Source organism: Ornithinimicrobium ciconiae (assembly GCF_007197575.1).
Classification (GTDB): Bacteria; Actinomycetota; Actinomycetes; order Actinomycetales; family Dermatophilaceae; genus Ornithinicoccus; species Ornithinicoccus ciconiae.
The window spans coordinates 1,997,320-2,020,510 of the sequence record NZ_CP041616.1 but is presented as its reverse complement, the minus strand read 5'-3'; the positions used below and the strand labels follow the sequence as shown (position 1 = coordinate 2,020,510).

Below are 23,191 nucleotides of genomic sequence, written 5' to 3'. Positions count from 1 at the left end.
CGCCTTTTTGCAGTGGTTTCGCGGGTCCGCCCCGTCTTTTTGCAGTGGTTTCGCTGCCACTCACAAAACCACTTGCCGACCGCGGCACATCTGCGCGACCCTGGCACACGACATACGGCAACACCTGCCGTGCACGCACCGGCCGCGACCCCGGCCCGGAGGAGAGGAGCAGACGTGTTCACGACTGTCCTCGGTGAGCCCACCGCCCACCTTCCTTCTCTCAGGAGTTCACGTGCACGCACAGCACCAGGACCTCGCGTCCACCCGTAACACCCCACGCTCCGCGCAGCGCAGCACCAGCACCACCGGCAGCGGTCACCGCGCCGACGACATCGACCCCCTCTTCGTCTTCGACTACGTCCCGGTCGACGGTCCGGACGACGCCCCGCACGACGGTCCACGCGCACCCGAGACCGACGACGCGGAGCAACGTTTCACCACCTACTGGGACGTCGAAAAGGGCTGTCGCGGACCGGACCCCGTCCCCGAATGGGTGATCACCGACTCCGGCGCCCTGGACACCGAGCTGGGTGTCCTCAAGACCGGCAAGGAGGCCGACGTCTTCCTCGTGGACCGCACCGCTCCCGACGGCACCGGCGTCGTCATGGCCGCCAAACGCTACCGCGACCTCGACCACCGCAGTTTCCGGCGCAGCGCGGCCTACACCGAGGGCCGCACCGCGCGCCGCACTCGTGACCGCCGCGCCCTCTCCCGCAAGTCCGAGTGGGGACGCGCCGTCGCCGCCGGCCAGTGGGCGGTCGCCGAGTGGGATGCGTTGTGCCGCTACTGGTCAGCCGGGCTGCCGGTCCCCTACCCCGTCCAGATCGACGGCACCGAGATCCTCATGGAGCTGATCGAGTATGACGGGACGCCGGCCCCGCGGCTGTCCCAGGTCAGGCCGGACGTCGAGTTGCTCGAGGAGTACTTCTTCCAGATGCGCACCGCCATCTCGGTGATGGCGGCGCAGGGGGTCGCCCACGGTGACCTCTCGGCATACAACATCCTGGCCGCGGGCGAGCGGCTGGTCATCATCGACCTGCCGCAGGTCATCGACCTGATCGCTAACCCCAACGGACCTGAGCTCCTGCTGCGGGACTGCCGCAATGTCTGCTCATGGTTCCAGGCCCGCGGCCTGGACGTGGACGCCCAGGAACTCTTCGAGGAGGTCACGCCGGTCTGAGTCATCAGCCCGAGCCTCCTCACTCTGGGGTGCAGAACCGGTCATCGGTGACCGTTTCTGCACCCCAATAGCGGACGCAAGGGAGGTCCGGAGGCAGCGTGGTGGCCCTGGTCATCATCGCTGACCTGTTTGACTGGCTCCCATGACCACGAGTGGCGAGGTGTTCAGTTATCCCGCCTTCGTCCGGCTCTGGATCTCCGACACCACCAAGTGGCTGGGGCTGTTCACCTCTGGTCTGGCGCTGCAGCTGCTCCTCATCGAGACCCTCGGCGCCGACCAGCAGGACCTGGGTCTGGTGCGCTCCGCCCAGTGGCTGCCGATGCTGCTGTTCGGGATGCTCGCCGGGGTGCTCATCGACCGGGTGCGGCGCCAGCCCGTCCTGGTCGGCGGCGACGCGGTCTGTGCCGTCGCCTTTGCCGCGATCGGCGTGCTGGGCCTGCTCGGGGAGTTGACCGTGCCGCTGGTGGCCGCGCTGATGTTTGTGGTCGGCGCGGCGTCGTTGTGTGCCACGGCAGCACACCAGTCATTCCTGCCCCGACTGGTGCCGACAGTCCGACTGCCGCAGGCCAACGCCCGGCTCGAGCAGTCCATGACCGCGGCCGAGTCCGTCGGCCCCCTGCTGGCCGGTGCCCTCGTGCGGGTCCTGTCAGCCCCCGTGGCCATCCTGTTCAACGCGGCCACCTATGCGATCTCGGCGCTCGTGCTGTCCACCATCCGGGTCCGTGAGCCAGCCCCCGCAGACCGTGCGGACAGGCACCTGCGGCGCGAACTCATGGAGGGCGCCCGCTGGGTCTATCAGCACCGGACTCTGGCGCCCTATGCCCTCGGGTTGCACACCTGGTTCTTCTTCAACTCGGCGGTGATGACCATCCTGGTCTTCTATGCCTCCGAGGAGCTCGGGCTCGGTCCGCTCGCCATCGGGGTGGTGCTGGCAAGCGCCGGCGTGACCGGCGTGCTGGGGGCCGGGCTGTCACCTCGGCTGGCAGACCGGTTCGGGCTGGGTGCCGTGGCGTGCCTGGGTGGCTGGACCGCGCCGCTGGCCTTCGCCCTCACGGCGCTGGCTCCCACCGGGTCCGTCGGCCTGGTGGCACTGGTCGCGGGGCAGCTGGTCAACGGACTGGGCAACGGGCTGCGGGGCCCCCTGGAAATGAGCTACCGCAACGCCATCACCCCGGACCGGTTGCGTGCCCGGATGAACGCCACGATCCGGTCCCTGAACTGGGGCACCATCACCGTCTCGGCACCCTTGGCCGGTTGGTTCGCGGCCACCTACGGCAACCGGCCGACCCTGTGGCTAGGGGTCGCCGGGCTGACCGTGGCTGCCCTCATCCCGACCCTCTCCCCGTTCCGGTCGGCGCAGATGCCCGCCGAGGACGCTGCTTGAGCGGGCCCGAAAACATTCTCTGGACCACAGGGGACGGCTCTGCCAGACTCCCTGACGGAAGACCCACGGGGGTCCGCGTCGTCCGATCCCGCCAGTCCTGGCGTGGACAACGAAGTCCCACACAGAGGATCCCTATGAGAACCCGCTTGACCGCCCTTCTGGGGTCGTTGGCCATCGTCGCGCCGGTCGCGCTGGCCAGCGTCACGATGGCCTCCGCCACCCCCGTCGCGCCGGCACCCGCCGCGTTCACGGCACCCGTGACACAGGCCGCCCCCGCGGCCATGTCCACCAGTGGCTACACCCTCCAGGACGGGGTCACCGCCCCCGTCTACGACTATGGCGACGCGATCCGGGAGTCGGTGTGGGTGACCGCTCCCGACCTGGATGGTGACGGGGTCGCCGACCAGATCGCCGTCGACATCATCCGCCCGGCCGAGCTGGACGGCACCGCGCAGGTGCCGATCATCATGGACGCCAGCCCCTACTACCTGTGCTGCGGGCGGGGCAACGAGTCCGAGCTCAAGGAGTATGACGAGGACGGCGTCATCAGCAAGTTCCCGCTCTACTACGACAACTACTTCGTGCCGCGCGGCTACGCCTTCGTCGCTGTCGACATGGCCGGGACGGGCCGGTCCACCGGCTGCACGGACCAGGGCGGGGTCTCCGACATCGAGTCGGTCCGCGCCACGATCGACTGGCTCAACGGCCGCGCGACCGCCCACGACGCCCAGGGCGACGTGGTCACCGCGTCCTGGAGCAACGGACGCACCGGCATGATCGGCAAGTCGTATGACGGCACGCTGGCCAACGGGGTCGCCGCCACCGGGGTGGAGGGCCTGGAGACGATCGTCCCGGTCTCCGCGATCAGCTCCTGGTACGACTACAACCGTTACCAGGACGTGCCCAAGTCCTACAACTACCCCAGCAGCCTGTCCCGGAGCGTGGCTCAGAACCGCACCGAGGCCGTGGACTGCTCCGAGCGGCTGGCCTGGATGGACGCCAACGACGGCGACGAAAGCGGCCAGTACACCGATTTCTGGGCCGAGCGCGACTACCGCGACGGCTCGCACTACGACGCTTCGCAGATCACCGCGAGCGCCTTGATCATGCACGGCCTGCAGGACACGAACGTCAAGACCCGCAACTTCGCCTCGTGGTGGGAGGTGCTGGGTGAGCAGGGCGTAGACCGCAAGATGTTCCTGACCCGTCTGGGCCACGTCGACGCGTTCGACTCCGACCGTGAGGTCTGGGTCGATCTGCTGCACCGCTGGTTCGACCACGAGCTGATGGGCATCGACAACGGCATCCTGGACGAGCCGCTGGTCAGCGTGGAGGTCGCCCCCAACGAGTGGGAGCACTCAGACCAGTGGCCCATCAGCAAGGCGCGGACCCAGCAACTGAACCTGCACGGTGACGGGACGCTCGTGCTGGGCCGCAAGGGCTCCGGCACCGCCTCATTCATCAACTCACCATCGCTGCGCGAGGCACAGGCGGTCCTGCCGGGCGACAACCCGAACCGCCTGCTGTTCACCAGCGGCACCGTCAAACACGACATCCGGCTCTCCGGCACGGCCACCGTCGACCTGGACATCACCCACACCGCCGAGACCGGCCAGGTCGGGGTTGCCCTCGTCGACTACGGCGAGGCACAGCGGGTGCTGACCACCGGCGACGGCGCGCTCACCCTGGGCACGCAGTCCTGCTGGGGCGAGTCGACCCCGCAGGACGACGCCTGCTACCGGGACGTGGAGCGGCGCATCGGCAGCACCGACCTGCAGGTCCTGGCCCGCGGCTGGGCACGTCTGGACGGCGCCGGTCGTCACCAGCTCACGGTGGAGATGGACCCCAACGACATCCAGATCGAAGCTGGGCACCAGCTCGGAGTCTTGGTCGTCGGAGCCAGCCGTGGGTGGGTGGTCACCCTGGACGGCACCGCCACGGAGTATGAGGTGAACCTGGCCAACTCGCGCCTGAACATCCCGATGGCCGGTCCGATGGCCGGGTTCGGCAAGGGCAAGGGCCTGAGCCCGCAGGTCACCGAGGGCACCCTGGCGGTGCCCAACAGCGCGCTGTTGCCGCGCTGATGCTCGATCCCGTTGACGGGCCTGACTCCGGGCCCGTCAGCGGGACCCAGCCGCCGCTGCCTGGACCCTGGCCAGACCCTCATCACTGATCAGGCCGAGCTGGTGCGCCCGGGCCGCGGCATCGGCATACGTGTCAAACAGGCAGAGCCCCTCGGCCGCGAGCGTCTCGCGCACGTCCTCGCCCTGCTGGGTGACGTTGTGGATGAAGACGGCCCGCACGTGGTCCGGGTCGCGCGCGAGCATCGCCCGGCCCACCTCCACGTCGGCCTGCCCGTTGTCGCCGATGAAGACCACCTGGCACTCGGGAAACAGCAGTCGGGACCGGTCAAAGTTGACCAGCTTGCGCTCGGCGATGCGTCCCTTGGTCGCCAGGTTCAGGATGCTCCCGGTCATCACCGAGTGCGGCGGCAGCCCGAGCCCGGCCAGCCCGTTGCGGGTGTAGCTCTCGACCAGGCCACGCGGATCGCTGGGCCGGGCCGTGATGAAGGTCAGGTCGCCAGGCCGACCCGGGTCCTCGGCCGCACCGCGGTCCAACGCCTGCAGGAACTCGACCACCCCCGGATAGACCGTCCCGCGCGGATACCGCCCGTCGTGCAGCATGCACAGCACCGTGTCGTCGATGTCGCACAGGATGCGCAGGTCGACCGAGGGCTCCCCCGCCTCGGCCGCGATGTGCGCCAGGATCTGCTCGCGCACCTCCTCGTCATCGATGTCCTCAAAGACGAGGTGGTCGAGGTCGTGGTGGCCGCCGGCGGTGTTGGTCAGGGTCTTGAACAGGCCGAGCTGCTCCCCCCGCAGCGAGAGCATGATGTCGCGGATGACGACCTCGTGGCTGTATGGCGTGGGGCCGGTATGCAGGGCCCGCACCAGACGCGTCAGGGTCTCCAACGACAGGTGCTCTCGCTGCTCGCGCGCCAGATAGTCCAGCAGTGCGCTGCGGTGGTCCGGACCGAACCGGCGGTCGTCCACCTTGCGCACCAGTGAGATCAGGTCCAGTTCGCTGAGCAGGTCGTCCAGTTCCGCGGGCGGGGTGTCGGTGATGAGGCGCAGGATCCGCGCCTCGTCCCGGCGCCCGGCGAAGCCACGCATCAGATCGGCGACCTGCCCGGCCCGTGCGGAGCGCGGGGTCCGCACCGTCAGCGCCCGGGGCAGCAGCGAGATGTCCAGCTCCAGGACCTCCGGGTGCGGGTCACCGTCGATCTGGATCGTCACCGGGTCCTCGCTGAAAACCCTCACGCTCTGCCCCTGCTGGTAGGACAGCCCGGGCACGTCTCGGCGGGACCCCACCAACCCCTTCAGAGCGATGGGCGCCCAGTGCAGCACGTTCTTGGGTGCTACCCGCACCAGGTCGAGCAGTCCGTCGTCCGGCCTGGCGTCGGCGGCGACCGTGATGCCTGCGGGGATCAGCCCGCAGTTGCCGATGAGCAGGCTCCACGCCCTGGCGTCCTCGCGCGGGCCACCATCGACCTCAACACGCATCGGCAGCAGCGGCTTGGCCAGTCTCCGCACCCCGGGCTCGAAGTAGGCGAGCCATCGGATCCAGCGCTTCAGCTCCTGCCGCGTGTCGGCGACCGTCGCTGCGTCGTGCCCGATGCCGACCAGCACCAGGAAGTGATGGGGAGAGGACTCGACCGGCCCGGCGGGACCGAGCTGCACATAGCGCACGAGCCCCACGTCCAGCTCGCGCTGCCCGCCCAGCAGCGCGACCCGCACCATCTCCTGCACCCGGTGGCGCGGCAGCCGCAGGTTGCGGGCAAAGAGGTTGGCGGTGCCGAGGGGCAGGATTCCCAGCGGCACTCCGGTGCCCGCCAGGGCCCGGGCCACCTGCCGGACGGTGCCGTCGCCGCCTCCGACGACCACCAGCTCGGCGCCCTCCTGGAGGCACTCGCTCGCCTGGGTGGTGCCCGGCTCCGTGACAGTCGTGTAGCGGATCATCGGGTCCGGCCAGCCCAGCACGTGGCAGACCCGGTGCAGCTCCGCCTGGGCCGCCCAGGCTCGGTCGGCGGTGGGATTGAGCACCGCGGCGACCTGTGTGGTCCCGGTCATGGACGCTCAGTCGCGCAGGCGGTCGATCAGGGACGTGGCGATGGTGTCGGGGGTCAGGCCGATCCGCTCCAGGACCTGGCCGCGGGAGCCGTGGTCGAGGAACTGCTTGGGTATGCCGTAGGTCCAGACCGGGGTCCGCTCGCCTCGGGCGCGCAGCTGGGCGGTGATGGCGGCACCGATGCCGGCCTCCACGAGGTTGTCCTCAATGACTGCGACGGCCGGGACCGCCGAGGTCAGCTCGAGCAGGTCCTCGCTGACCGGCAGGACCCAGCGCGGGTCGACCACCTTGGTCGAAATGCCCTGTGCCCCAAGCTTTTCGGCGACCGCAGTGGCGATGCTAGCCATAGATCCGACAGAGACCAGCAGCAGGTCGGGGCGCTCGGAGTCGCGCAGCAGGTCGACGGAGCCGTGGGCACCGACGGCCTGGATGGGCTCGGCGACGCTGCCCTTGGGGAAGCGGATCACCGTCGGGCCGTCAGTGACGGCGACCGCCTCCCGCAAAGCGGTGCGGATCTGCTGGCCGTCGCGCGGCGCCGCCAGGCGCAACCCGGGGACGATGGTCAGCAGCGCCATGTCCCACATGCCGTTGTGGCTGGCACCGTCGGTGCCGGTGACCCCGGCCCGGTCCAGCACAAAGGTGACTCCCTGCTTGTGCAGGGCGCAGTCCATGAGCAACTGGTCAAAGGCCCGGTTGAGGAAGGTCGCATAGATCGCCACCACCGGGTGCATCCCGGCGAAGGAGAGCCCTGAGGCCATGGTGACCGCGTGCTGCTCGGCGATGCCGACGTCAAAGACCCGTTCGGGATACTTCTGCGCGAGCCCGGCCAGCCCCACCGGGATGAGCATCGAGGCGGTCAGCGCGACGATGTCGTCCCGCTCCTCCGCCAACTCGAGCAGCTCGTCGCTGAACTCGTCGGTCCAGGAGCGTCCGGACAGCTCCAGCGGCAGGCCGGTCTCGGGATTGATCACGCCGACGGCGTGGAAGCGGTCCGCCTCGTCGCGTGTGGCGGGGATATATCCGTGGCCCTTCTCGGTGATGGCGTGCACCAGCACGACCCCACCGAAGTCGTGGGCGCGGCGCAACGCGGTCTCGACGGCTTCCAGGTCGTGCCCGTCGACCGGGCCGAGATATTTCAGTCCCAGGTCCTCAAACATCCCCTGCGGGCTGACGATGTCCTTGATGCCCTTCTTGACACCGTGCAGCGTCTCGTAGGTCCGCCGCCCCACGACCGGCGTCTTGTGCAGCACCCGCTTGCCCCAGGACAGCACGTTCTCGTAGTTGCGGGTCGCCCGCAGCGAGGCGAGGTAGTCCGCCATACCCCCGATGGTCGGCGCATAGGAACGCTCGTTGTCGTTGACGACGATGACCAGCGGCAGGTCGGGGTTGGCGGCGATGTTGTTGAGGGCCTCCCAGGCCATGCCTCCGGTGAGCGCCCCGTCACCGATCACGGCGACCGTGTGCCGGTCGGTCTCGCCGCGCAGCTTGCGTCCGGTGGCGATGCCGATCGCCCAGGACAAGGAGGTGCTGGCGTGGGAGTTCTCGACCACGTCGTGCTCGGACTCGACGCGGCTGGGATAGCCAGAGATGCCGCCCTGCTTGCGCAGCGTGGCGAAGTCGTGACGCCCCGTCAGCAGCTTGTGCACATAGGACTGGTGGCCGGTGTCGAAGACGACCGTGTCGTGCGGGCTGTTGAAGACCCGGTGGATCCCCATGGTCAGCTCGACCACGCCCAGGTTGGGACCAAGGTGACCGCCGGTGCGCGAGACCGAGTCGATCAGGGTGGTCCTGATCTCCTGGGCCAGGTCGACGAGCTGACTGGCTGAGAGCCGCTTCAAGTCGGCTGGTCCGGTGATGCTGCTGAGCAGACCCACGATGCGTCGGCGCCTTTCTCCGGGGACGTGACGACCGAGTCTACGACCACTTGCCGCCCCATACCCTTTTCACAGCGACCGAGGGCGCGTCCCAGCCCACCGAGCGCCCCGGTGAGCCACCACAGCACCGCGCCATGGCCCGTGCGCGCATGTGAACGGATCCTTCACACAGCCCGCACCGAACGCGACAACGCCGCGCACACGTGAACGGATCCTTCACACAGCCCCGCACCGATCACGACAACGTCGCGCGCACGTGAACCGATCCTTCACACAGCCCCGCACCGAACGCGACAACGTCACGCGCACGTGAACGGATCCTTCACACGCTGGGCATCCAGTCACGCCCGGATCGGCGCCCGCACCCGCATCGCCTCCAGCAGCAACTGCGCGCTGCGCAGCGCGGCACGAAGCCGCAGACCCTCCTGGGTCAGCGACCCCAACACGTCACTCAGGGACCCCGGGGGCAGCAGCGGGCCGAGGTCGGCGCGGACGTCCCGCCACGCGCCGCGCATCGCGTCCAGCTCGGCCTGCAGGTGCCGGACGGTGATCCAGGCCAGCGCCACCGGGTGCCGACGCCAGGCCCGGTAGGCGCGGTAGTCGGCCGGGCACTGGTCGAGCAGCCAGGACACCGCAGCCTCCTCCCACCCGGGCACACCGGTGGGCGGCACGCGCTCTGGCCACCCAGGAGGTCCCGACATACGAACAAGTGTACGACACCACAGTGTCGGCCGACCTCACAGAGAGTCGTGGTCGACAGGCGGTCGAGCACCATGAGCTGGCAGTCCGGGACGGGCCACAGTCGGCGCCAACGCCTACCGGCGCCGCGGCCAACGCCCTCCGCCTGCCCGACCAACGGCTACCGATCGACGGCAACGGCACCTACCGCCCAGCGGGGTCGGCGCCCGCCATCCGAGCACACATGGTTACGATGTGACATATACGACAGGGAGTCGTTTGATAATTGCCCGAAGTGATGGTTAGGTAAGCCTTACCAAAGGCTTTCCCCACTGACATATCGGGAGTACGCAGCTCATGACGACTCGGTCCACGTTCCGCACCCTGGCCACCAGCCTCGCCCTCACCGCCGCGCTCGCGCTGACCGCGTGCGGCTCCGACTCGGAGGCCGAGGGCGACAACGCTGGCGACGCGGGCGGCGAGACCGTCTCGATCACCGACGCGCAGGGCCGCACCGTCGAGGTCCCGCTCAACGCCGAGACCGTCGTGGCCACCGACTGGAGCGTCATCCGCACCCTCAACGACCTGGGCATCGAGGTCGACGCGGCACCGACCGCCAACATCACCCTCCCCGACGACATCGCCCACTACGCGGACGGCGACATCCCCGCGATCGGGACCCTGCAGGAGCCGGACTACGAGGCGATCAACGAGCTCGAGCCCGACCTGATCATCATCGCCGGGCGCAGCGGCAACCCGGAGATCCTGGCCGAGATGGAGAAGATCTCCCCCACCGTGATTGACATGTCCGTGCGCTATGACGAGCCCTCCGGCCAGCTCGCGGTGACCGAGGAGCGGGTGGTCCAGCTCGGCTCCCTCTTCGGCAAGGAGGCCGAGGCGCAGGCCCTGATGGACGACGTCAACGACCAGATCGAGGAGGTCGGCGGCCAGGTCAAGGAGGCCGGTGAGACGGCCCTGTTCGTCCAGGTCTCCGGCGGCACCGCCAGCGCCTACGGCCCCGGCTCGCGCTTCGGCATCGTCTATGACGCCTTCGGCTATGCCGACACCGGCGCCCCGGTCGACGAGGAGGGCTCGCACGGCCAGGAGATCAGCCAGGAGTTCTTCACCGAGTACAACCCCGGCGTGCTACTGGTCCTGGACCGCGCCGCCGCGATCGGCTCCGACGAGGCACCGGCCCTGGACGTGCTCAACAACGACCTGGTCAACACCACCGACGCCGCCACCAACGACAACATCCAGCTCGTCGACGGCTTCTCCTGGTACATCGCCGGCAACTCGCCCAGCTCGATCCAGCAGATGATCGACGACGTGAAGGCGACGCTCTGAGCGTGAGTCCCACAGCCACCAGCACACGCCCCGCCTCGGCCCAGAGCCGTGGCGGGGTTCGTGCCGTCCACCTCTGGATCGCCGCGGCCGTCCTGGCAGTGGGCAGCTACTTCTCGCTGGGCATCGGCGCAGCGAGCAGCCTCGGGGTCGCTGACCTGCTCTCCCCCGCGACGGTTGACTGGCACATCCTGACGACCTCGCGACTCCCCCGCCTGCTGTCCATCCTGATGGCCGGCGCGGCCCTGTCGGTCGCCGGCCTGATCATGCAGCGCATTACCGCCAACCGCTTCGTCTCCCCCAGCACCTCGGGGACGGTGGAGGCCGCGGTCCTAGGCATCCTGATCGCCACGATGTTCTTCAACTCCACCTCGCTGGTGGCCAAGATGCTCATCGCGATCGTCACCGCCATTGCCGGCACCCTGATCTTCCTGCAGATGCTGCAGCGCATCCAGCACCGCGAGAGCATCGTGGTCGCCCTGGTCGGCCTGATGTATGGCGGGGTCCTGGCCGCCATCACCACCTTCGTCGCCTACCAGCGCGACATGGTGCAGTTCCTCGACATCTGGACCACCGGCTCCTTCTCCGGCATCCTCGAGGGCCGCTACGAGCCGCTCTACATCGTGCTGGTGGTTGGGGTGATCGGCTATCTCTTCGCCGACCGGTTCACCGTGATCGGGATGGGTGAGTCCTTCGCGACCAACCTCGGCCTGAACTACCAGCGCATCCTCTATATCGGCCTCATCGTGGTCTCGGTGATGGCCGCGGTCGTGGTCGTCGTAGTCGGCGCGATCCCGTTCCTGGGCCTGATCGTGCCCAACGTGGTCACCCTGATGATGGGTGACAACGTGCGGCGCGTCCTGCCCGTCACGGCCCTGGCCGGCGCCGGCTTCGTGCTCGCCTGCGACGTGGTCGGGCGCACCGTCATCCACCCCTACGAGCTGCCCGTCGCCACCATCGCGGGCGCGATCGGCGGGGCAGTCTTCATCTGGCTCATCCTGCGCTCCGCCAAGGGGGCGACGGTATGACGGCCCTCCAGTTCGTCCGCGAGCGCGCCGCCGCGCGAGGACGCTCCGCGCCGATCGGCTCGCACACCAGCGCCGAGGAGGCGCGACGCCGACGCCGGATCCGGATGACCTTGGGCATCCTGGCCGTGGTCTCGGTGCTGGCCGTGATCGGCTACCTGACCTATGACGTGCGCGGCTCCTGGAGCTATGCGATGGACCTGCGCAGCCGCCAGGTCGGGTCACTGATCGTGGTGGGGGCCGCGGTGGGTGCCTCCAGCCTGGTCTTCCAGACCATCGCCGGCAGCCGGATCCTGACGCCGAGCGTGATGGGCTTCGACGCGCTCTACATGCTCGTGCAGACGGTCATCGTGTTCTTCTTCGGCAGCAGCACGTTCATGCTGATGAGCGTCGGCGAGCGCTTCCTGATCAACACCGCGGCACTGGTCGTCTTCGGCATGCTGCTCTTCCGCTGGCTGTTCGGGCGCAACAGCCGCAACCTGCTGGTGCTGGTCCTGGTCGGCATCGTGATCGGCTCGCTCTTCGGCTCGCTGACGTCGCTGGCCTCGCGCGTGCTCAGCCCCAACGACTTCCTGACCCTGCAGGACGTCATGTTCGCCACCTTCAACACCGTGGACGGTGACCTGCTGGTCGTGGCGGCCATCGTCTGCGCGGTCGGCCTGGCGGCCCTGGTGCCCTTGCTGCGCCAGCTCGACGTTGTCGACCTCGGTTATGACAACGCCCTGGCCCTCGGGCTGCCCTATCACCGGGTGGTCACCTTCAGCCTGGCCGTGGTGACCCTGCTGGTGGCCGTCTCGACCGCCCTGGTGGGGCCGATGCTCTTCCTCGGTCTCATCGTGGCTAACCTGGCCCGGCAGATCCTGCCGACTCACCGGCATACCGAGTTGGTCCTGGGATCGGCCCTGGTGGGCGTGCTCTGCACGGTCGGGGGGCAGTTCGTGGTCGGTCACCTGATGGACAACGCCACCACCTTGAGCGTGGTCGTCAACCTGGTCGGTGGCATCTATTTCATCCTGCTTCTCATGAGGACGGTCAAACTGTGATCACCATCCGCAATGTCAGCCACCGCTATGACCGCCAGCTGGTGCTCGACGAGGTCGGGCTCACCCTTCCGGTCGGGCAGCTGACCTCGATCGTCGGGGCAAACGGTGCCGGCAAGTCGACGCTGTTGTCGGTGATCAGTCGGCTGATCAAGCCCGAGAGCGGCACGGTGCTGATCGACGGCCTCGACGTGCAGACCGCCGGTGACGACGCGATCGCCCGCCGGCTGGCCGTGCTGCGCCAGGACAACCGCATCACCGCCCGGCTGACCGTGGTGGACCTGGTGCGCTTCGGGCGCTTCCCCTACTCCAAGGGGCGCCTGAACCCGGAGGACCACCAGCTGGTCGACGAAGCCCTGGACTATCTGGACCTGCAGCCGCTGCGCGACCGCTTCCTGGACCAGCTCTCCGGCGGGCAGCGCCAGCGGGCCTACATCGCGATGATCCTGGCGCAGGACACCGACTACATCCTGCTGGACGAGCCGCTCAATAATCTCGACATGAAGCACGCGTCGTCGATGATGACGCTGCTGCGACGGGCGGCCGACGACCTGGGCAAGACGATCGTCCTGGTGCTGCACGACATCAACTTCGCCTCCTGCTTCTCCGACCACATCGTGGCGATGCGCGACGGACGGGTCGTGCTCCAGGGTGGCCCGCACGAGATCATGCAGCGCGAGGTGCTGCGCGAGGTCTTCGACATGGACATCCACGTGCAGGACCTGCACGGCATGCGGCTCGGCATCTTCTGGACCACCGGTGCGCCCGTGGGCCCGGGGCCGTTGGTTGGCGAGCCGGACACGGACGTCACGGTGACGGCTGAGCCGAGCCCGTCCGAGCCGGACACGGACGTCACGGTGACGGCTGAGCCGAGTCCGTCCGACCCGGCCGACGACACGGACTCGCCGGCCCTGGACGAGAGCTGGCTGACCGCCTCCGGCCGACGCTCCTGACGGACTCTGTCATCGCTGCTGACTGAGGGTCACGCAGCAACGCCCGGGGGCAGGGTCGAGGTGTGCGGCCAGGCACCCCGGGGCCAGCTCACCCGTGAAGCCCTCAAGCATGGCGTGGTTCATGCCGCAGACCAGTTGCGTGTGCCGCTGCGCGAGAGCGTGGAACGGGCAGTTGGTCAACAGCACCCGGTCGCCGTCGCTGCGCGGTTCAAAACCGTGCCGGGCCAGCGCCTCGGAGGCGATCGCCAACACGTCGCTCCCGCCAGGCCCCCCTGGCTGCGCAGCTGAGGCGTCTGGCGCCGAGGCGTCCCGAGCCAGCTCTGCACCGCGCGCCGTGGCCACCTCGGTCAGCACCTCCAGGACCGGCCGCCCGGACATCGCCGCAGCGTCGACGGTAGCGGCCAGCAGCTCTCCGGCCAGGGCATAATCGCGCGCCGGCAGGGAGATGCTGACCTCCTCTTCGACGCGGCGATAGACCTTGGCCGGCCTTCCGGCGCCTGGGCCGGTCCTGTCGCCGAGCCGTTGATAGTCCACCTCCAACAGGCCGTCGGCGGCCAACCGGTCCAGGTGGAACTTCACCGTGTGGTGGGCCAGGCCCGTCGCCTCTGCCGCTTCCTCGCGACCCACCGGGACGTCCCGCTGGCACACATACCGATAGAGCTCTCTCCGCACCGGCTCGGCCAGGGAGGCGATGCTGTCCACCGCCCGCTCGAACGGCTCCCCCGTCATGGATCCTCCTCTTGCGTCGCAGCACCTTCAGGTCTAACGTCAAGAGTACTCTCCGTTAGAAGCTCCGTCCAGCACCACCCAGGAGGACCCGCGTGACGACATACTCCGAGCTGTCCCCCACCCCGGTGCCTCACGTCGCGGACCGGCTCGACCAGGCCACCGAGGCCGCGGCGGCCTTCCTCGCCGCCCTCGGTGTCGACTGCGACAACGAGAGCATGGCCCGCAGCCCGCGCCGGATGGCCCAGGCTTATGCCGCCATGCTCTCCTCACGACCGTTCGAGATGACCACCTTCGACAACGACGAGGGCTATGACGAACTCGTCCTGGTCCGCGCCATCCCCGTGCAGTCGGTCTGCGAGCACCACCTGCTGCCCTTCACCGGCCGCGCGCACATCGGCTATCTGCCCGGCCAGCGCATCCTCGGCCTGTCCAAGTTTGCCCGCGTCGTGCAGATGTTTGCCCGCCGCCCCCAGGTCCAGGAGCGGCTGACCCAGCAGGTCGCCGACTGGATCGACCATGAGCTGACACCGCGCGGCGTCGGCGTGGTCATCGAGGCCGAACACACCTGCATGACCCTGCGCGGGGTGCGGGCCGCCGGCACCACCACCCGCACGTCGGCGCTGCGGGGCGCGCTGCGTGACGGAGCCACCCGCGCCGAGTTCCTCACTCTCCTGCACTGACCCCCACGAAAGGATCCGCCATGTCCACCACCGAGCAGGCAACCCCCGCACCCGAGGCACAGCCCGGCGTGGTGGTGATCGGCGCCGGACTCGCCGGAGCCACGGTCGTCGAGGCGCTGCGCGCACGTGAGTATGCCGGGCCCGTCACCCTGGTGGGCGATGAGCAGGAGCGCCCCTATCAGCGCCCACCCCTGTCCAAGGGCTATCTGCAGGGGGACGAGGACCTCGAGGAGGCCTATGTCCACCCCGCCGACTGGTATGCCGAGCACGATGTCTCGACCCACTTCGGTGACGCCGCCGTCGCCATCGACCGGACCGGGCACGAGGTCGAGCTGGCCAGTGGTGAGCGGCTGGGCTACAGCTCGCTCGTGCTGGCCACCGGTGCCGAGCCGCGCCGCATCCCCCTGCCCGGAGCCGACCTGGCCGGCGTGCTGACGCTGCGCCGGATCAGTGACAGCGACGCCCTGCGCGAGGCCATCGGACACCACGCCCGCATCGTCATCGTCGGCGGGGGCTGGATCGGCCTCGAGGTCGCGGCTGCGGCCCGGGCTGGCGAGTGCGAGGTCACCGTCCTGGAGCGCGCTGAGCTGCCGTTGCTCCCGGTGCTCGGGGCCACCGTCGCCCAGCACTTCGCCCAGTTGCACCGTGACCACGGGGTCGACCTGCGGACCGGTGTGGGCGTGTCCGAGCTGACCGGCAGCGACGGCAAGGTCACCGGCGTCGTCGTGGACGGCGAGACCCTGCCGGCCGATCTCGTGCTGCTCGGGGTCGGTGCCGTTCCCAACACGGGGCTGGCCCAGGCCGCGGGTCTGACCGTGGAGTCCGGTGTCCTGGTGGATGAGCACCTGCGCTCGGTGGACGACCCCGACGTCCTGGCCGTCGGAGACGTGGCTCAGGCACGGCATACGGTCCTGGGTGCGCCGCTGCGGGTTGAGCACTGGGACAACGCCATCCGGCAGGGCAAGCTGGCGGCAGCCACCATCACGGGCGGCTCCGAGACCTATGACTGGGCGCCCTACTTCTACACCGACCAGTTCGACCTCGGCATGGAGTATGTCGGGCACGGCAGCGCCGAGGATGACGTGGTGATCCGCGGCGACCTGGGCTCCGGCGAGTTCATCGCCTTCTGGTTGCACGCCGGAGCGGTGAGCGCGGCCATGAACGTCAACATCTGGGACGTCAACGACGACCTGCGTGCCCTCATCGGGCGACAGATCGCGCCGGAGCAACTCGCCGACAGCGGCATCGCGCTCACCGACCTCTGAGCAACCTTGGGATCTGAACCTGAGCACGCTTATGAGGCCGTGACACGGGATATAGCCGTCGCACGACCACAATCTGCGCGCCCAGGTTCGGGGGCCGAGGCCCTACAGCAGCAGGACGACGATCAGGAAGGCGACGACGCCGGTGATGCGGCGGCGGCCGGGGACCTGACCACGGGCACCGACGAGGAGGAAGGCGGGCACGGCGATCACCATGGCCGGGCTGAACGTGAGCCACACCCAGGCCCAGCGGGTGGCCAGACGGGGCTCGGGTGCGTTGACCAGCACCAGGAGGAAGGTGACGATCAGCACTCCCGGAAGGTAGGCCCCCATGCCGCGCAGCTCCCACCCGCCGACCGTGCTGTAGATCCCGTTCGAGAGTGTTGCCCCCACGACCTCCACGTCGGGGGAGAACTCCCGCAGCGCCCGGTCGACGTCACCGATGATGAATGTCCCCGGGGTGCTGTCGAACCCCTGCGCCTCCAACTCCTCCACCGAGCTGGCGAGCTGAACCTCTGCGGCGCTGCGACGCCATCCGTCCTGCCACACGAGACGCACCATGGTGACCCCCTGGACGCCGTCGGAGTAGTCCGTGGGTGCACCCGCAAACCCCTCGACCCGCACCTGGGACACCGCGCCCCGCGCAAGATCGGACTGCAGGTCCTCGAAGGTGCCCACCCGCGCACCTGTCAGGACCGCCACGATGACCGTGACGGCATACAGCCCGAGAGTCACCCACCGCGCCACCTGCCACGCCGTCCCGCCGCGTGATCTCGCCCCCACGTCCCCTGGGGCAACAGTCGCTGTCGCCATGCAGCCGAGGATAGCGGTGCCTGCACCCGGGCGCTGCTGACAGCAGCGCGGCCTTCCGTCGGGAGCACCTGTCGCCGCACGCTGGTGCTGGGCGAGGCACTGGAGGAGCGCAACAGCAACCGGCTGTGCGCCGCCCTCCTTCCGCCACACGACATACTGGGCGCATGAGTGACGCGCGGCCCTCGGTGCTCTTCGTGTGTGTCAAGAACGGCGGGAAGTCCCAGATGGCGGCCGCCCTCCTGCGCCACCGGGTGGGCGATCAGATCGCGGTGCACTCGGCCGGCACCCGACCCGGCACAGGGTTGAACCCACAGTCGGTCGAGTCTCTGGCCGAGGTGGGTGCACCCACCGACGGGGAGCACCCCAAGGCGGTCGATCCCTCGCTGCTCGGCACGGTCGATCGCGTGGTCATCCTCGGCTCTGAGGCTCAGCTCGAGGCCACGACAGTGCCGGTCGAGCGGTGGGAGACCGATGAGCCCTCACTGCGCGGCATCGAGGGCCTGGAGCGGATGCGGCTCATCCGCGCGGACATCGAGGCCCGGGTCGCCCGCCTGGCTGAGGAGCTGCTCGCCGGGGCGAGGCCTCCCACGAGAGACTGAGCCCGCCCGGCGGATCGACCTGATCAGTCAGCGACACGGACATTGATCAGGTTGGCCCACGGGTCGTCGAAGGACACGGTGCGACCGTCGTCACGCGTCTGCATGCCGTAGTGCTTCATCCGCTCGGTCAGCGCGCCGACCTCGTCAGCGGTCGGGACGATGATGTCGACCTGGCCCAGACCCAGGGTCTGCTGCCGCGGCCCCGCTCCGCGCGAGTTCCACACGTTCATCGCCATGTGGTGGTGATACTTGCCGGCGCTGACGAACAGGGCCTGGTTGCCCAGGGTGGCCGTGGTCTCAAAACCCAGCTTGCCGACATAGAAGTCCCTGGCTGTCGCCACGTCACCCACGGACAGGTGGACGTGACCGACGATGGCACCGCCCAGTGAGGTCGGGTCAGCCAGTCCCTGCTCGCTGAGGTGCTCGCGCAGGAACTCGTTGGGGTCAAGGAAGAGGGTGCTCATCTCGACCTGCCCGTGCGTCCAGCTCCACTGGCTGCGGTCACGGTCCCAGTAGAGCTCGATGCCGTTGCCCTCCGGGTCGTCGAAGTAGAACGCCTGGCTGACCAGGTGGTCGCTGGAGCCGACGAACTTCACGCCCGGATACTGCGCAGCGGTCGCCACGGCGGCTGCCAGCGCCTCCTGGGTCTCAAACAGGATCGCGGTGTGGAACAGGCCGGCCTGACCGGGGCTCGCCGCCTTCAGCGCGGGGCTGTGCCGGAGTATGACGACGGGCTCGGTCCCGCGACCGAGGGTCACCTCCGAGCCCTGGCTGGACAGCACCTGCAACGCGATCGCGTCGCGGTAGTAGGCGGTCATCACGTCGAGATCGGCAACGTCGAGGGTCACCGCGCCCATGGCGGTGTCGGCGGCGAGCAGATCCTTGGGGGTGATCAGGTCAGGCGTGGTGGCCATGCGACATCCTCTACGTTGTTGATGGTTCAAGTATTACAACAGGGATGCCCGTCTGTCCATTCCCACCGACGGCAGCGGCCCCGCCCCGGATGTCTCCGGTGCGGGGCCGCCGTGTGCGGTTGGTGCTCAGACTCAGGCAGAGACCAGCGAACGCAGCACGTACTGCAGGATGCCGTCGTTGCGGTAGTAGTCCGCCTCGCCGGGGGTGTCGATGCGCACCACGGCGTCGAACTCGACCTTCTCGCCGCCCTCCTTCTCGGCGACGACGTGGACCGTCTCCGGGATGCCGTCGTTCAGCGCCGTGATGCCGGTGAACGAGAACGTCTCGGTGCCGTCCAGGCCCAGGGACTCGGCAGTCTGCCCGGAGGGGTACTCCAGCGGCAGGACGCCCATCCCGATCAGGTTGGAGCGGTGGATCCGCTCGTAGGACTCGGCGATGACGACCTTGACGCCCAGCAGACGGGTGCCCTTGGCAGCCCAGTCACGCGAGGAGCCCGAGCCGTACTCCTTGCCGGTCAGGATGACCAGCGGGACGCCGGCCTCGGCATAGGCCTGGGCCGCGTCATAGATCGACACCGGCTCGGTGGAGCCGTCCAGCAGGTTGCGGGTGAAGCCGCCCTCGACACCGTCCAGCAGCTGGTTGCGCAGCCGGATGTTGGCGAAGGTGCCACGGATCATCACCTCGTGGTTGCCACGACGCGAGCCGTAGGAGTTGAAGTTCTTGCGCTCGATGCCGTGCTCGGACAGGTAGCGACCCGCCGGGCTGTCGGCCTTGATCGAGCCGGCCGGGCTGATGTGGTCGGTGGTCACCGAGTCACCCAGCTTGGCCAGCACGCGGGCGCCACTGACGTCCTCGACCGGAGCCGGCTCCGCCTGCATGCCCTCGAAATATGGAGGCTTGCGCACGTAGGTGGAGTCGTCGACCCACTCGAAGGTGTCCCCGTCCGGGGTGGACAGGGCCTGCCAGCGCTCGTCACCGGCGAAGACGTCGGCGTAGTCCTCGGTGAACATCTCGCTGCTGATCGAGCTGGCGATGGTGGCCTCGACCTCGTCCGGGTTGGGCCAGATGTCCTTGAGGAAGACCTCGTTGCCCTCGGTGTCGACACCCAGCGCCTGGGCCTCGAAGTCGAAGTCCATCGTGCCGGCCAACGCGTAGGCGATGACCAGCGGCGGGGAGGCGAGGTAGTTCATCTTGACGTCCGGGTTGATCCGGCCCTCGAAGTTGCGGTTGCCGGAGAGCACGGAGGTCACCGCGAGGTCGTTGGCGTTGACCGCCTCGGAGACCTCCTCGATGATCGGGCCAGAGTTGCCGATGCAGGTGGTGCAGCCGTAGCCCACCAGGTGGAAGCCGAGCTTCTCCAGGTAGGGCCACATGCCGGCCTTCTCGAAGTAGCCGGTGACGACCTTGGACCCCGGTGCCATCGATGTCTTCACCCACGGCGGCACGGTCAGCCCGCGCTCCACGGCGCTCTTGGCCAGCATCGCGGCGGCCATCATCACCGAGGGGTTGGAGGTGTTGGTGCAGCTGGTGATGGAAGCGATCACGACGTGTCCGTGATCGACCTCGACCTCCTGGCCGTTGATGGAGACCGTGGCCGGGTTGGTCGCGCGCTTGTCGCCGTTGGTCACCGCCGGGGAGTGCTCGGGGCGGCCGGCCGTCTCGGAGCTCTCATGCACGTCGTGGGACGGCGCATCCGAGGCCGGGAACGTGTCGCTGAGCTCCTGGTCCACCGAGCTCTTCTCGATGCCGTTGCCGTCGACCACGTAGTTCTGCAGGTCTGCCCAGAACTGCTGCTTCGACCCGGTCAGCGCGATGCGGTCCTGCGGACGCTTCGGGCCGGCGATGGAGGGGACCACGGTCGACAGGTCGAGCTCGAGGCGCTCGCTGTAACGAGCCTCCATCGAGGCGTCGAGCCACATGCCCTGCTCCTTGGCGTAGGCCTCCACCAGGGCGACCTGCTCGTCGGAACGACCGGTCAGGCGCAGATAGTCCAACGTGACGCCATCGATCGGGAAGATCGCACAGGTGGAGCCGAACTCCGGGCTCATGTTGCCGATGGTGGCCCGGTTGGCCAGCGGCACCTGAGCGACACCCTCGCCATAGAACTCCACGAACTTGCCGACGACACCGTGGTCGCGCAGCTGCTCGGTGATCGTGAGCACGACGTCGGTCGCGGTGGCACCGGCCGGGATCGACCCGGACAGTTTGAAGCCCACGACCTTGGGGATCAGCATGGAGACCGGCTGGCCCAGCATGGCTGCCTCGGCCTCGATGCCGCCGACGCCCCAGCCCAGCACGCCCAGGCCGTTGACCATGGTGGTGTGGCTGTCGGTGCCGACGAGGGTGTCGGGGTAGGCCTGCAGCTCACCGTCGACCTCACGGGTCATCGTCACGCGCGCCAGGTGCTCGATGTTGACCTGGTGGACGATGCCGGTGCCCGGGGGCACGACCTTGAAGTCCTCGAAGGCAGTCTGGCCCCAGCGCAGGAACTGGTAACGCTCCTCGTTGCGCTCGTACTCGATCTCCACGTTGCGCTCGAACGCGTCCGCCCGGCCGAACACGTCGATGATCACCGAGTGGTCGATGACCAGCTCGGCGGGGGCCAGCGGGTTGATCTTGGTCGGGTCGCCGCCCAGGTCGACCATCGCCTCACGCATGGTCGCCAGGTCCACCACGCACGGCACACCGGTGAAGTCCTGCATGATCACGCGGGCGGGGGTGAACTGGATCTCGGTGGACGGCTCGGCGTTCTCGTCCCACTGGGCGAGCGCGTTGATGTGCTCAGCCGTGGTGTTCTTGCCGTCCTCGGTGCGCAGCAGGTTCTCGAGCAGCACCTTGAGGCTGTATGGCAGGTTGGCCGCCCCGTCGAGGTCGGTGATGCGATAGATCTCATAACTGGCGTCACCCACCTGGAGGGTGCCCTTGGCCCCGAAACTGTTGGTCGTGTCGCTCACGCCGACTCCTCTCAGATTTATCTTGACGTCAAGATAGTTCTATCACAGAACCGTCCTCAGCAGCCAGTCTCCCGCACCTCGGCGGACACGTCCACGCAAGGCTGGCCTAACCTCGCCTCTTACGGCGATCGCCACCCTCAGTCCTCACGACGATCGCCACCCGCAGTCCTCACGGCGATCGCGCCCCTCAGCCGGCGGTCAGTCGTCCTCCCGCTCCGCGCGGACCCGGCTGTCCGGGTTGAGGGTCAGCTCAAGCTTGCGCTCGGCCTCGGGCGGGCAGATGAAGAGGATCTCGTCGGCGGCCTCGATGACCTCGTCGTGGCTCGGGGAGATCGCCTGGCCGTCGCGCAGGATCGCGATCAGCGAGGTGTCCGGGGGCAGCGGCACGTCCCCGACGCGGGTGCCCACCAGCGGGCTCGACTCGGGCAGGGTCAGCTCGACCATGTGGGCCGCGCCGTGCTGGAACTCAAAGAGCCGCACGACCTCACCGACGGAGACGGCCTCCTCCACGAGCGCCGTCATCAGGCGGGGGGTGGACACCGCGACGTCAACCCCCCAGGAGTCGTTGAAGAGCCACTCGTTGCGCGGGTTGTTGACCCGGGCCACGGTGCGCGGCACCGCGAACTCAGTGCGGGCCAGGAAGGAGACCACCAAGTTGACCTTGTCGTCGCCGGTGGCGCACACGACGTGGTCATAGCTGTCCAGCTCGGCCGTGGTCAGCGTGCTGATCTCGCACGCGTCCCCGATGATCCACTCCGCGGCCGGCACCAGCGAGGTGCGCTCGGTGGTGGCATCCCGGTCGATGATGAGCACGTCGTGACCGTTGTGGATGAGCTCCTTGCAGATGGACACGCCCACGCTGCCGGCGCCGATGACTGCGACTCGCATGCTGCCTCCTCCCCTAGTCCTCCGGCCGGATCGTGTCCAGCCGGTGCTCGAGCTCGGGCAGGGTGCCGCGCCGGGCGATCAGGTGCAGCTCGTCGCCCTCCTGATAGACGGTGTCGGCGGCCGGCACCATCGCGTCACCGAGGCGGGTCACGAAGGCCACCCGGCACCCGAAGGTCCCCTCGATCTCGGTCAGTCGGCGCCCGATCCAGCGTGAGTTCACATGGATCTGGGACATCACCAGGGCACCGCTGGGGTCGAAGTAGTCGGGGGTGCTGCCCTCGGGCAGCAGGTGGTGCAGTGTCTGGTCTGCCGTCCAGCGCACCGTCGCCACCGTCGGGATGCCCAGCCGCTGGAAAATCTCGGCCCGCTTGGGGTCATAGATGCGGGCCACGACCCGCTCCACGCCAAAGGTCTCCCGAGCGACCCGGGCGGCGATAATGTTGGAGTTGTCCCCGCTGCTGACCGCGGCGAAGGCATAGGCCTGGGGCACCCCGGCGTCCTTCATCACGTCGCGGTCGAAGCCGACGCCCTTGATCCGCCGCCCCGGAAAGTCCGGCCCCAGCCGGTGGAAGGCCGCGGCGTCCTGGTCGATGACCGCGACCTCGTGGCCACGCTGCACCAGGCTGTGCGCCAGGGTCGCCCCGACGCGGCCGCAGCCCATGATCACGAAGTGCACGGAGCCGACGCTACCCCCGCCGGGGCCGGATGACGGCAAGGACCCTCCCGCCAGATGTCGTCGCTGACC

The 23,191-nt window shown here is 68.7% G+C and carries 19 protein-coding genes; 10 read left to right on the top strand and 9 right to left on the bottom strand.

Translation table 11 applies throughout. The features are described from left to right. Positions 1-232 precede the first annotated feature (232 nt). The 3 genes from FNH13_RS09165 (at position 233) to FNH13_RS09155 (ending at position 4,648) form a co-directional block, all read left to right on the top strand. Entirely contained in the window at positions 233-1,180 is a 948-nt protein-coding gene (locus FNH13_RS09165; RefSeq protein WP_228266680.1) for a serine protein kinase RIO, read from the top strand. A 142-nt stretch (positions 1,181-1,322) separates the two neighbouring features. After that, a complete protein-coding gene (locus FNH13_RS09160; protein WP_143783167.1) occupies positions 1,323-2,564 on the top strand; it encodes an MFS transporter in 1,242 nt (413 codons plus the stop codon). Positions 2,565-2,698: 134 nt separating this feature from the next. Then, a complete protein-coding gene (locus FNH13_RS09155; protein WP_143783166.1) occupies positions 2,699-4,648 on the top strand; it encodes a CocE/NonD family hydrolase in 1,950 nt (649 codons plus the stop codon). Between the two features lie 36 nt (positions 4,649-4,684). Here the strand turns inward: FNH13_RS09155 and FNH13_RS09150 are convergent, their stop codons facing one another. The 3 genes from FNH13_RS09150 to FNH13_RS09140 form a co-directional block, all read right to left on the bottom strand. Further along, positions 4,685-6,694, bottom strand: coding sequence for a diacylglycerol kinase family protein (locus tag FNH13_RS09150; RefSeq protein WP_143783165.1), 2,010 nt, complete (start codon positions 6,692-6,694; stop codon positions 4,685-4,687). A gap of 6 nt (positions 6,695-6,700) precedes the next feature. After that, on the bottom strand, positions 6,701-8,566 hold the full coding sequence (dxs, locus tag FNH13_RS09145; protein WP_143783164.1) for a 1-deoxy-D-xylulose-5-phosphate synthase: 1,866 nt from the start codon (positions 8,564-8,566) through the stop codon (positions 6,701-6,703). A gap of 341 nt (positions 8,567-8,907) precedes the next feature. Beyond that, positions 8,908-9,267: a hypothetical protein gene (locus FNH13_RS09140; protein ID WP_143783163.1), complete on the bottom strand. Its 360-nt coding sequence runs from the start codon at positions 9,265-9,267 to the stop codon at positions 8,908-8,910. Positions 9,268-9,601: 334 nt separating this feature from the next. Here FNH13_RS09140 and FNH13_RS09135 point away from each other — a divergent pair, with 334 nt between their 5' ends. Genes FNH13_RS09135 through FNH13_RS09120 form a run of 4 tightly spaced genes read left to right on the top strand, consistent with a single transcriptional unit; the run spans position 9,602 to position 13,606 of the window. Further along, positions 9,602-10,591 carry a siderophore ABC transporter substrate-binding protein gene (locus FNH13_RS09135; RefSeq protein WP_143783162.1) on the top strand — a complete coding sequence of 330 codons (990 nt, stop codon included), beginning with the start codon at positions 9,602-9,604 and terminating at the stop codon, positions 10,589-10,591. 2 nt (positions 10,592-10,593) lie between these two features. Then, positions 10,594-11,616: an ABC transporter permease gene (locus tag FNH13_RS09130; protein ID WP_143783161.1), complete on the top strand. Its 1,023-nt coding sequence runs from the start codon at positions 10,594-10,596 to the stop codon at positions 11,614-11,616. Continuing rightward, positions 11,613-12,656: an iron chelate uptake ABC transporter family permease subunit gene (locus FNH13_RS09125; protein ID WP_202878909.1), complete on the top strand. Its 1,044-nt coding sequence runs from the start codon at positions 11,613-11,615 to the stop codon at positions 12,654-12,656. Before FNH13_RS09130 ends, FNH13_RS09125 begins: the two co-directional genes overlap by 4 nt. Continuing rightward, positions 12,653-13,606 (top strand): iron ABC transporter ATP-binding protein, encoded by a 954-nt coding sequence (locus FNH13_RS09120; protein ID WP_143783160.1) that lies wholly within the window; start codon positions 12,653-12,655, stop codon positions 13,604-13,606. Before FNH13_RS09125 ends, FNH13_RS09120 begins: the two co-directional genes overlap by 4 nt. Before the next feature lie 9 nt (positions 13,607-13,615). Here the strand turns inward: FNH13_RS09120 and FNH13_RS09115 are convergent, their stop codons facing one another. Next, positions 13,616-14,335, bottom strand: a complete 720-nt coding sequence (locus FNH13_RS09115; protein ID WP_143783159.1) for a helix-turn-helix transcriptional regulator — start codon at positions 14,333-14,335, stop codon at positions 13,616-13,618. Positions 14,336-14,427: 92 nt separating this feature from the next. Between FNH13_RS09115 and folE the strand changes: the two genes are divergently transcribed. Together folE and FNH13_RS09105 are read left to right on the top strand one after the other, a co-directional pair. Then, a complete protein-coding gene (gene folE, locus FNH13_RS09110; protein ID WP_143783158.1) occupies positions 14,428-15,015 on the top strand; it encodes a GTP cyclohydrolase I FolE in 588 nt (195 codons plus the stop codon). A 20-nt stretch (positions 15,016-15,035) separates the two neighbouring features. Continuing rightward, positions 15,036-16,280, top strand: a complete 1,245-nt coding sequence (locus FNH13_RS09105) for an NAD(P)/FAD-dependent oxidoreductase (protein WP_143783157.1) — start codon at positions 15,036-15,038, stop codon at positions 16,278-16,280. 102 nt (positions 16,281-16,382) lie between these two features. Here the strand turns inward: FNH13_RS09105 and FNH13_RS09100 are convergent, their stop codons facing one another. Next, positions 16,383-17,090, bottom strand: a complete 708-nt coding sequence (locus FNH13_RS09100) for a hypothetical protein (protein ID WP_143783156.1) — start codon at positions 17,088-17,090, stop codon at positions 16,383-16,385. A gap of 164 nt (positions 17,091-17,254) precedes the next feature. Here FNH13_RS09100 and FNH13_RS09095 point away from each other — a divergent pair, with 164 nt between their 5' ends. Then, the gene (locus tag FNH13_RS09095; RefSeq protein ID WP_143783155.1) at positions 17,255-17,689 is read left to right on the top strand and encodes an arsenate-mycothiol transferase ArsC; all 435 of its coding nucleotides are present in this window, start codon (positions 17,255-17,257) and stop codon (positions 17,687-17,689) included. A 23-nt stretch (positions 17,690-17,712) separates the two neighbouring features. Here FNH13_RS09095 and FNH13_RS09090 read toward each other — a convergent pair whose 3' ends face one another. The 4 genes from FNH13_RS09090 to FNH13_RS09075 form a co-directional block, all read right to left on the bottom strand. After that, positions 17,713-18,603, bottom strand: coding sequence for a VOC family protein (locus tag FNH13_RS09090; protein WP_228266679.1), 891 nt, complete (start codon positions 18,601-18,603; stop codon positions 17,713-17,715). 132 nt (positions 18,604-18,735) lie between these two features. Continuing rightward, positions 18,736-21,558, bottom strand: a complete 2,823-nt coding sequence (locus FNH13_RS09085) for an aconitate hydratase (RefSeq protein WP_143783154.1) — start codon at positions 21,556-21,558, stop codon at positions 18,736-18,738. Positions 21,559-21,756: 198 nt separating this feature from the next. Next, on the bottom strand, positions 21,757-22,446 hold the full coding sequence (locus FNH13_RS09080) for a potassium channel family protein (protein WP_143783153.1): 690 nt from the start codon (positions 22,444-22,446) through the stop codon (positions 21,757-21,759). Between the two features lie 13 nt (positions 22,447-22,459). Beyond that, complete coding sequence (locus FNH13_RS09075) at positions 22,460-23,122, bottom strand: potassium channel family protein (protein WP_143783152.1); 663 nt, start codon at positions 23,120-23,122, stop codon at positions 22,460-22,462. Between the last annotated feature and the right edge of the window lie 69 nt (positions 23,123-23,191).

Bases quoted from the DNA above. Each gene is read 5' to 3' on its own strand.
- FNH13_RS09160 (WP_143783167.1), top strand. From the start codon at position 1,323: ATGACCACGAGTGGCGAGGTGTTCAGTTATCCCGCCTTCGTCCGGCTC.
- FNH13_RS09155 (WP_143783166.1), top strand. From the start codon at position 2,699: ATGAGAACCCGCTTGACCGCCCTTCTGGGGTCGTTGGCCATCGTCGCG.
- FNH13_RS09150 (WP_143783165.1), bottom strand. From the start codon at position 6,694: ATGACCGGGACCACACAGGTCGCCGCGGTGCTCAATCCCACCGCCGAC.
- FNH13_RS09140 (WP_143783163.1), bottom strand. From the start codon at position 9,267: ATGTCGGGACCTCCTGGGTGGCCAGAGCGCGTGCCGCCCACCGGTGTG.
- FNH13_RS09135 (WP_143783162.1), top strand. From the start codon at position 9,602: ATGACGACTCGGTCCACGTTCCGCACCCTGGCCACCAGCCTCGCCCTC.
- FNH13_RS09125 (WP_202878909.1), top strand. From the start codon at position 11,613: ATGACGGCCCTCCAGTTCGTCCGCGAGCGCGCCGCCGCGCGAGGACGC.
- FNH13_RS09115 (WP_143783159.1), bottom strand. From the start codon at position 14,335: ATGACGGGGGAGCCGTTCGAGCGGGCGGTGGACAGCATCGCCTCCCTG.
- FNH13_RS09105 (WP_143783157.1), top strand. From the start codon at position 15,036: ATGTCCACCACCGAGCAGGCAACCCCCGCACCCGAGGCACAGCCCGGC.
- FNH13_RS09100 (WP_143783156.1), bottom strand. From the start codon at position 17,090: ATGGCGACAGCGACTGTTGCCCCAGGGGACGTGGGGGCGAGATCACGC.
- FNH13_RS09095 (WP_143783155.1), top strand. From the start codon at position 17,255: ATGAGTGACGCGCGGCCCTCGGTGCTCTTCGTGTGTGTCAAGAACGGC.
- FNH13_RS09090 (WP_228266679.1), bottom strand. From the start codon at position 18,603: ATGGCCACCACGCCTGACCTGATCACCCCCAAGGATCTGCTCGCCGCC.
- FNH13_RS09080 (WP_143783153.1), bottom strand. From the start codon at position 22,446: ATGCGAGTCGCAGTCATCGGCGCCGGCAGCGTGGGCGTGTCCATCTGC.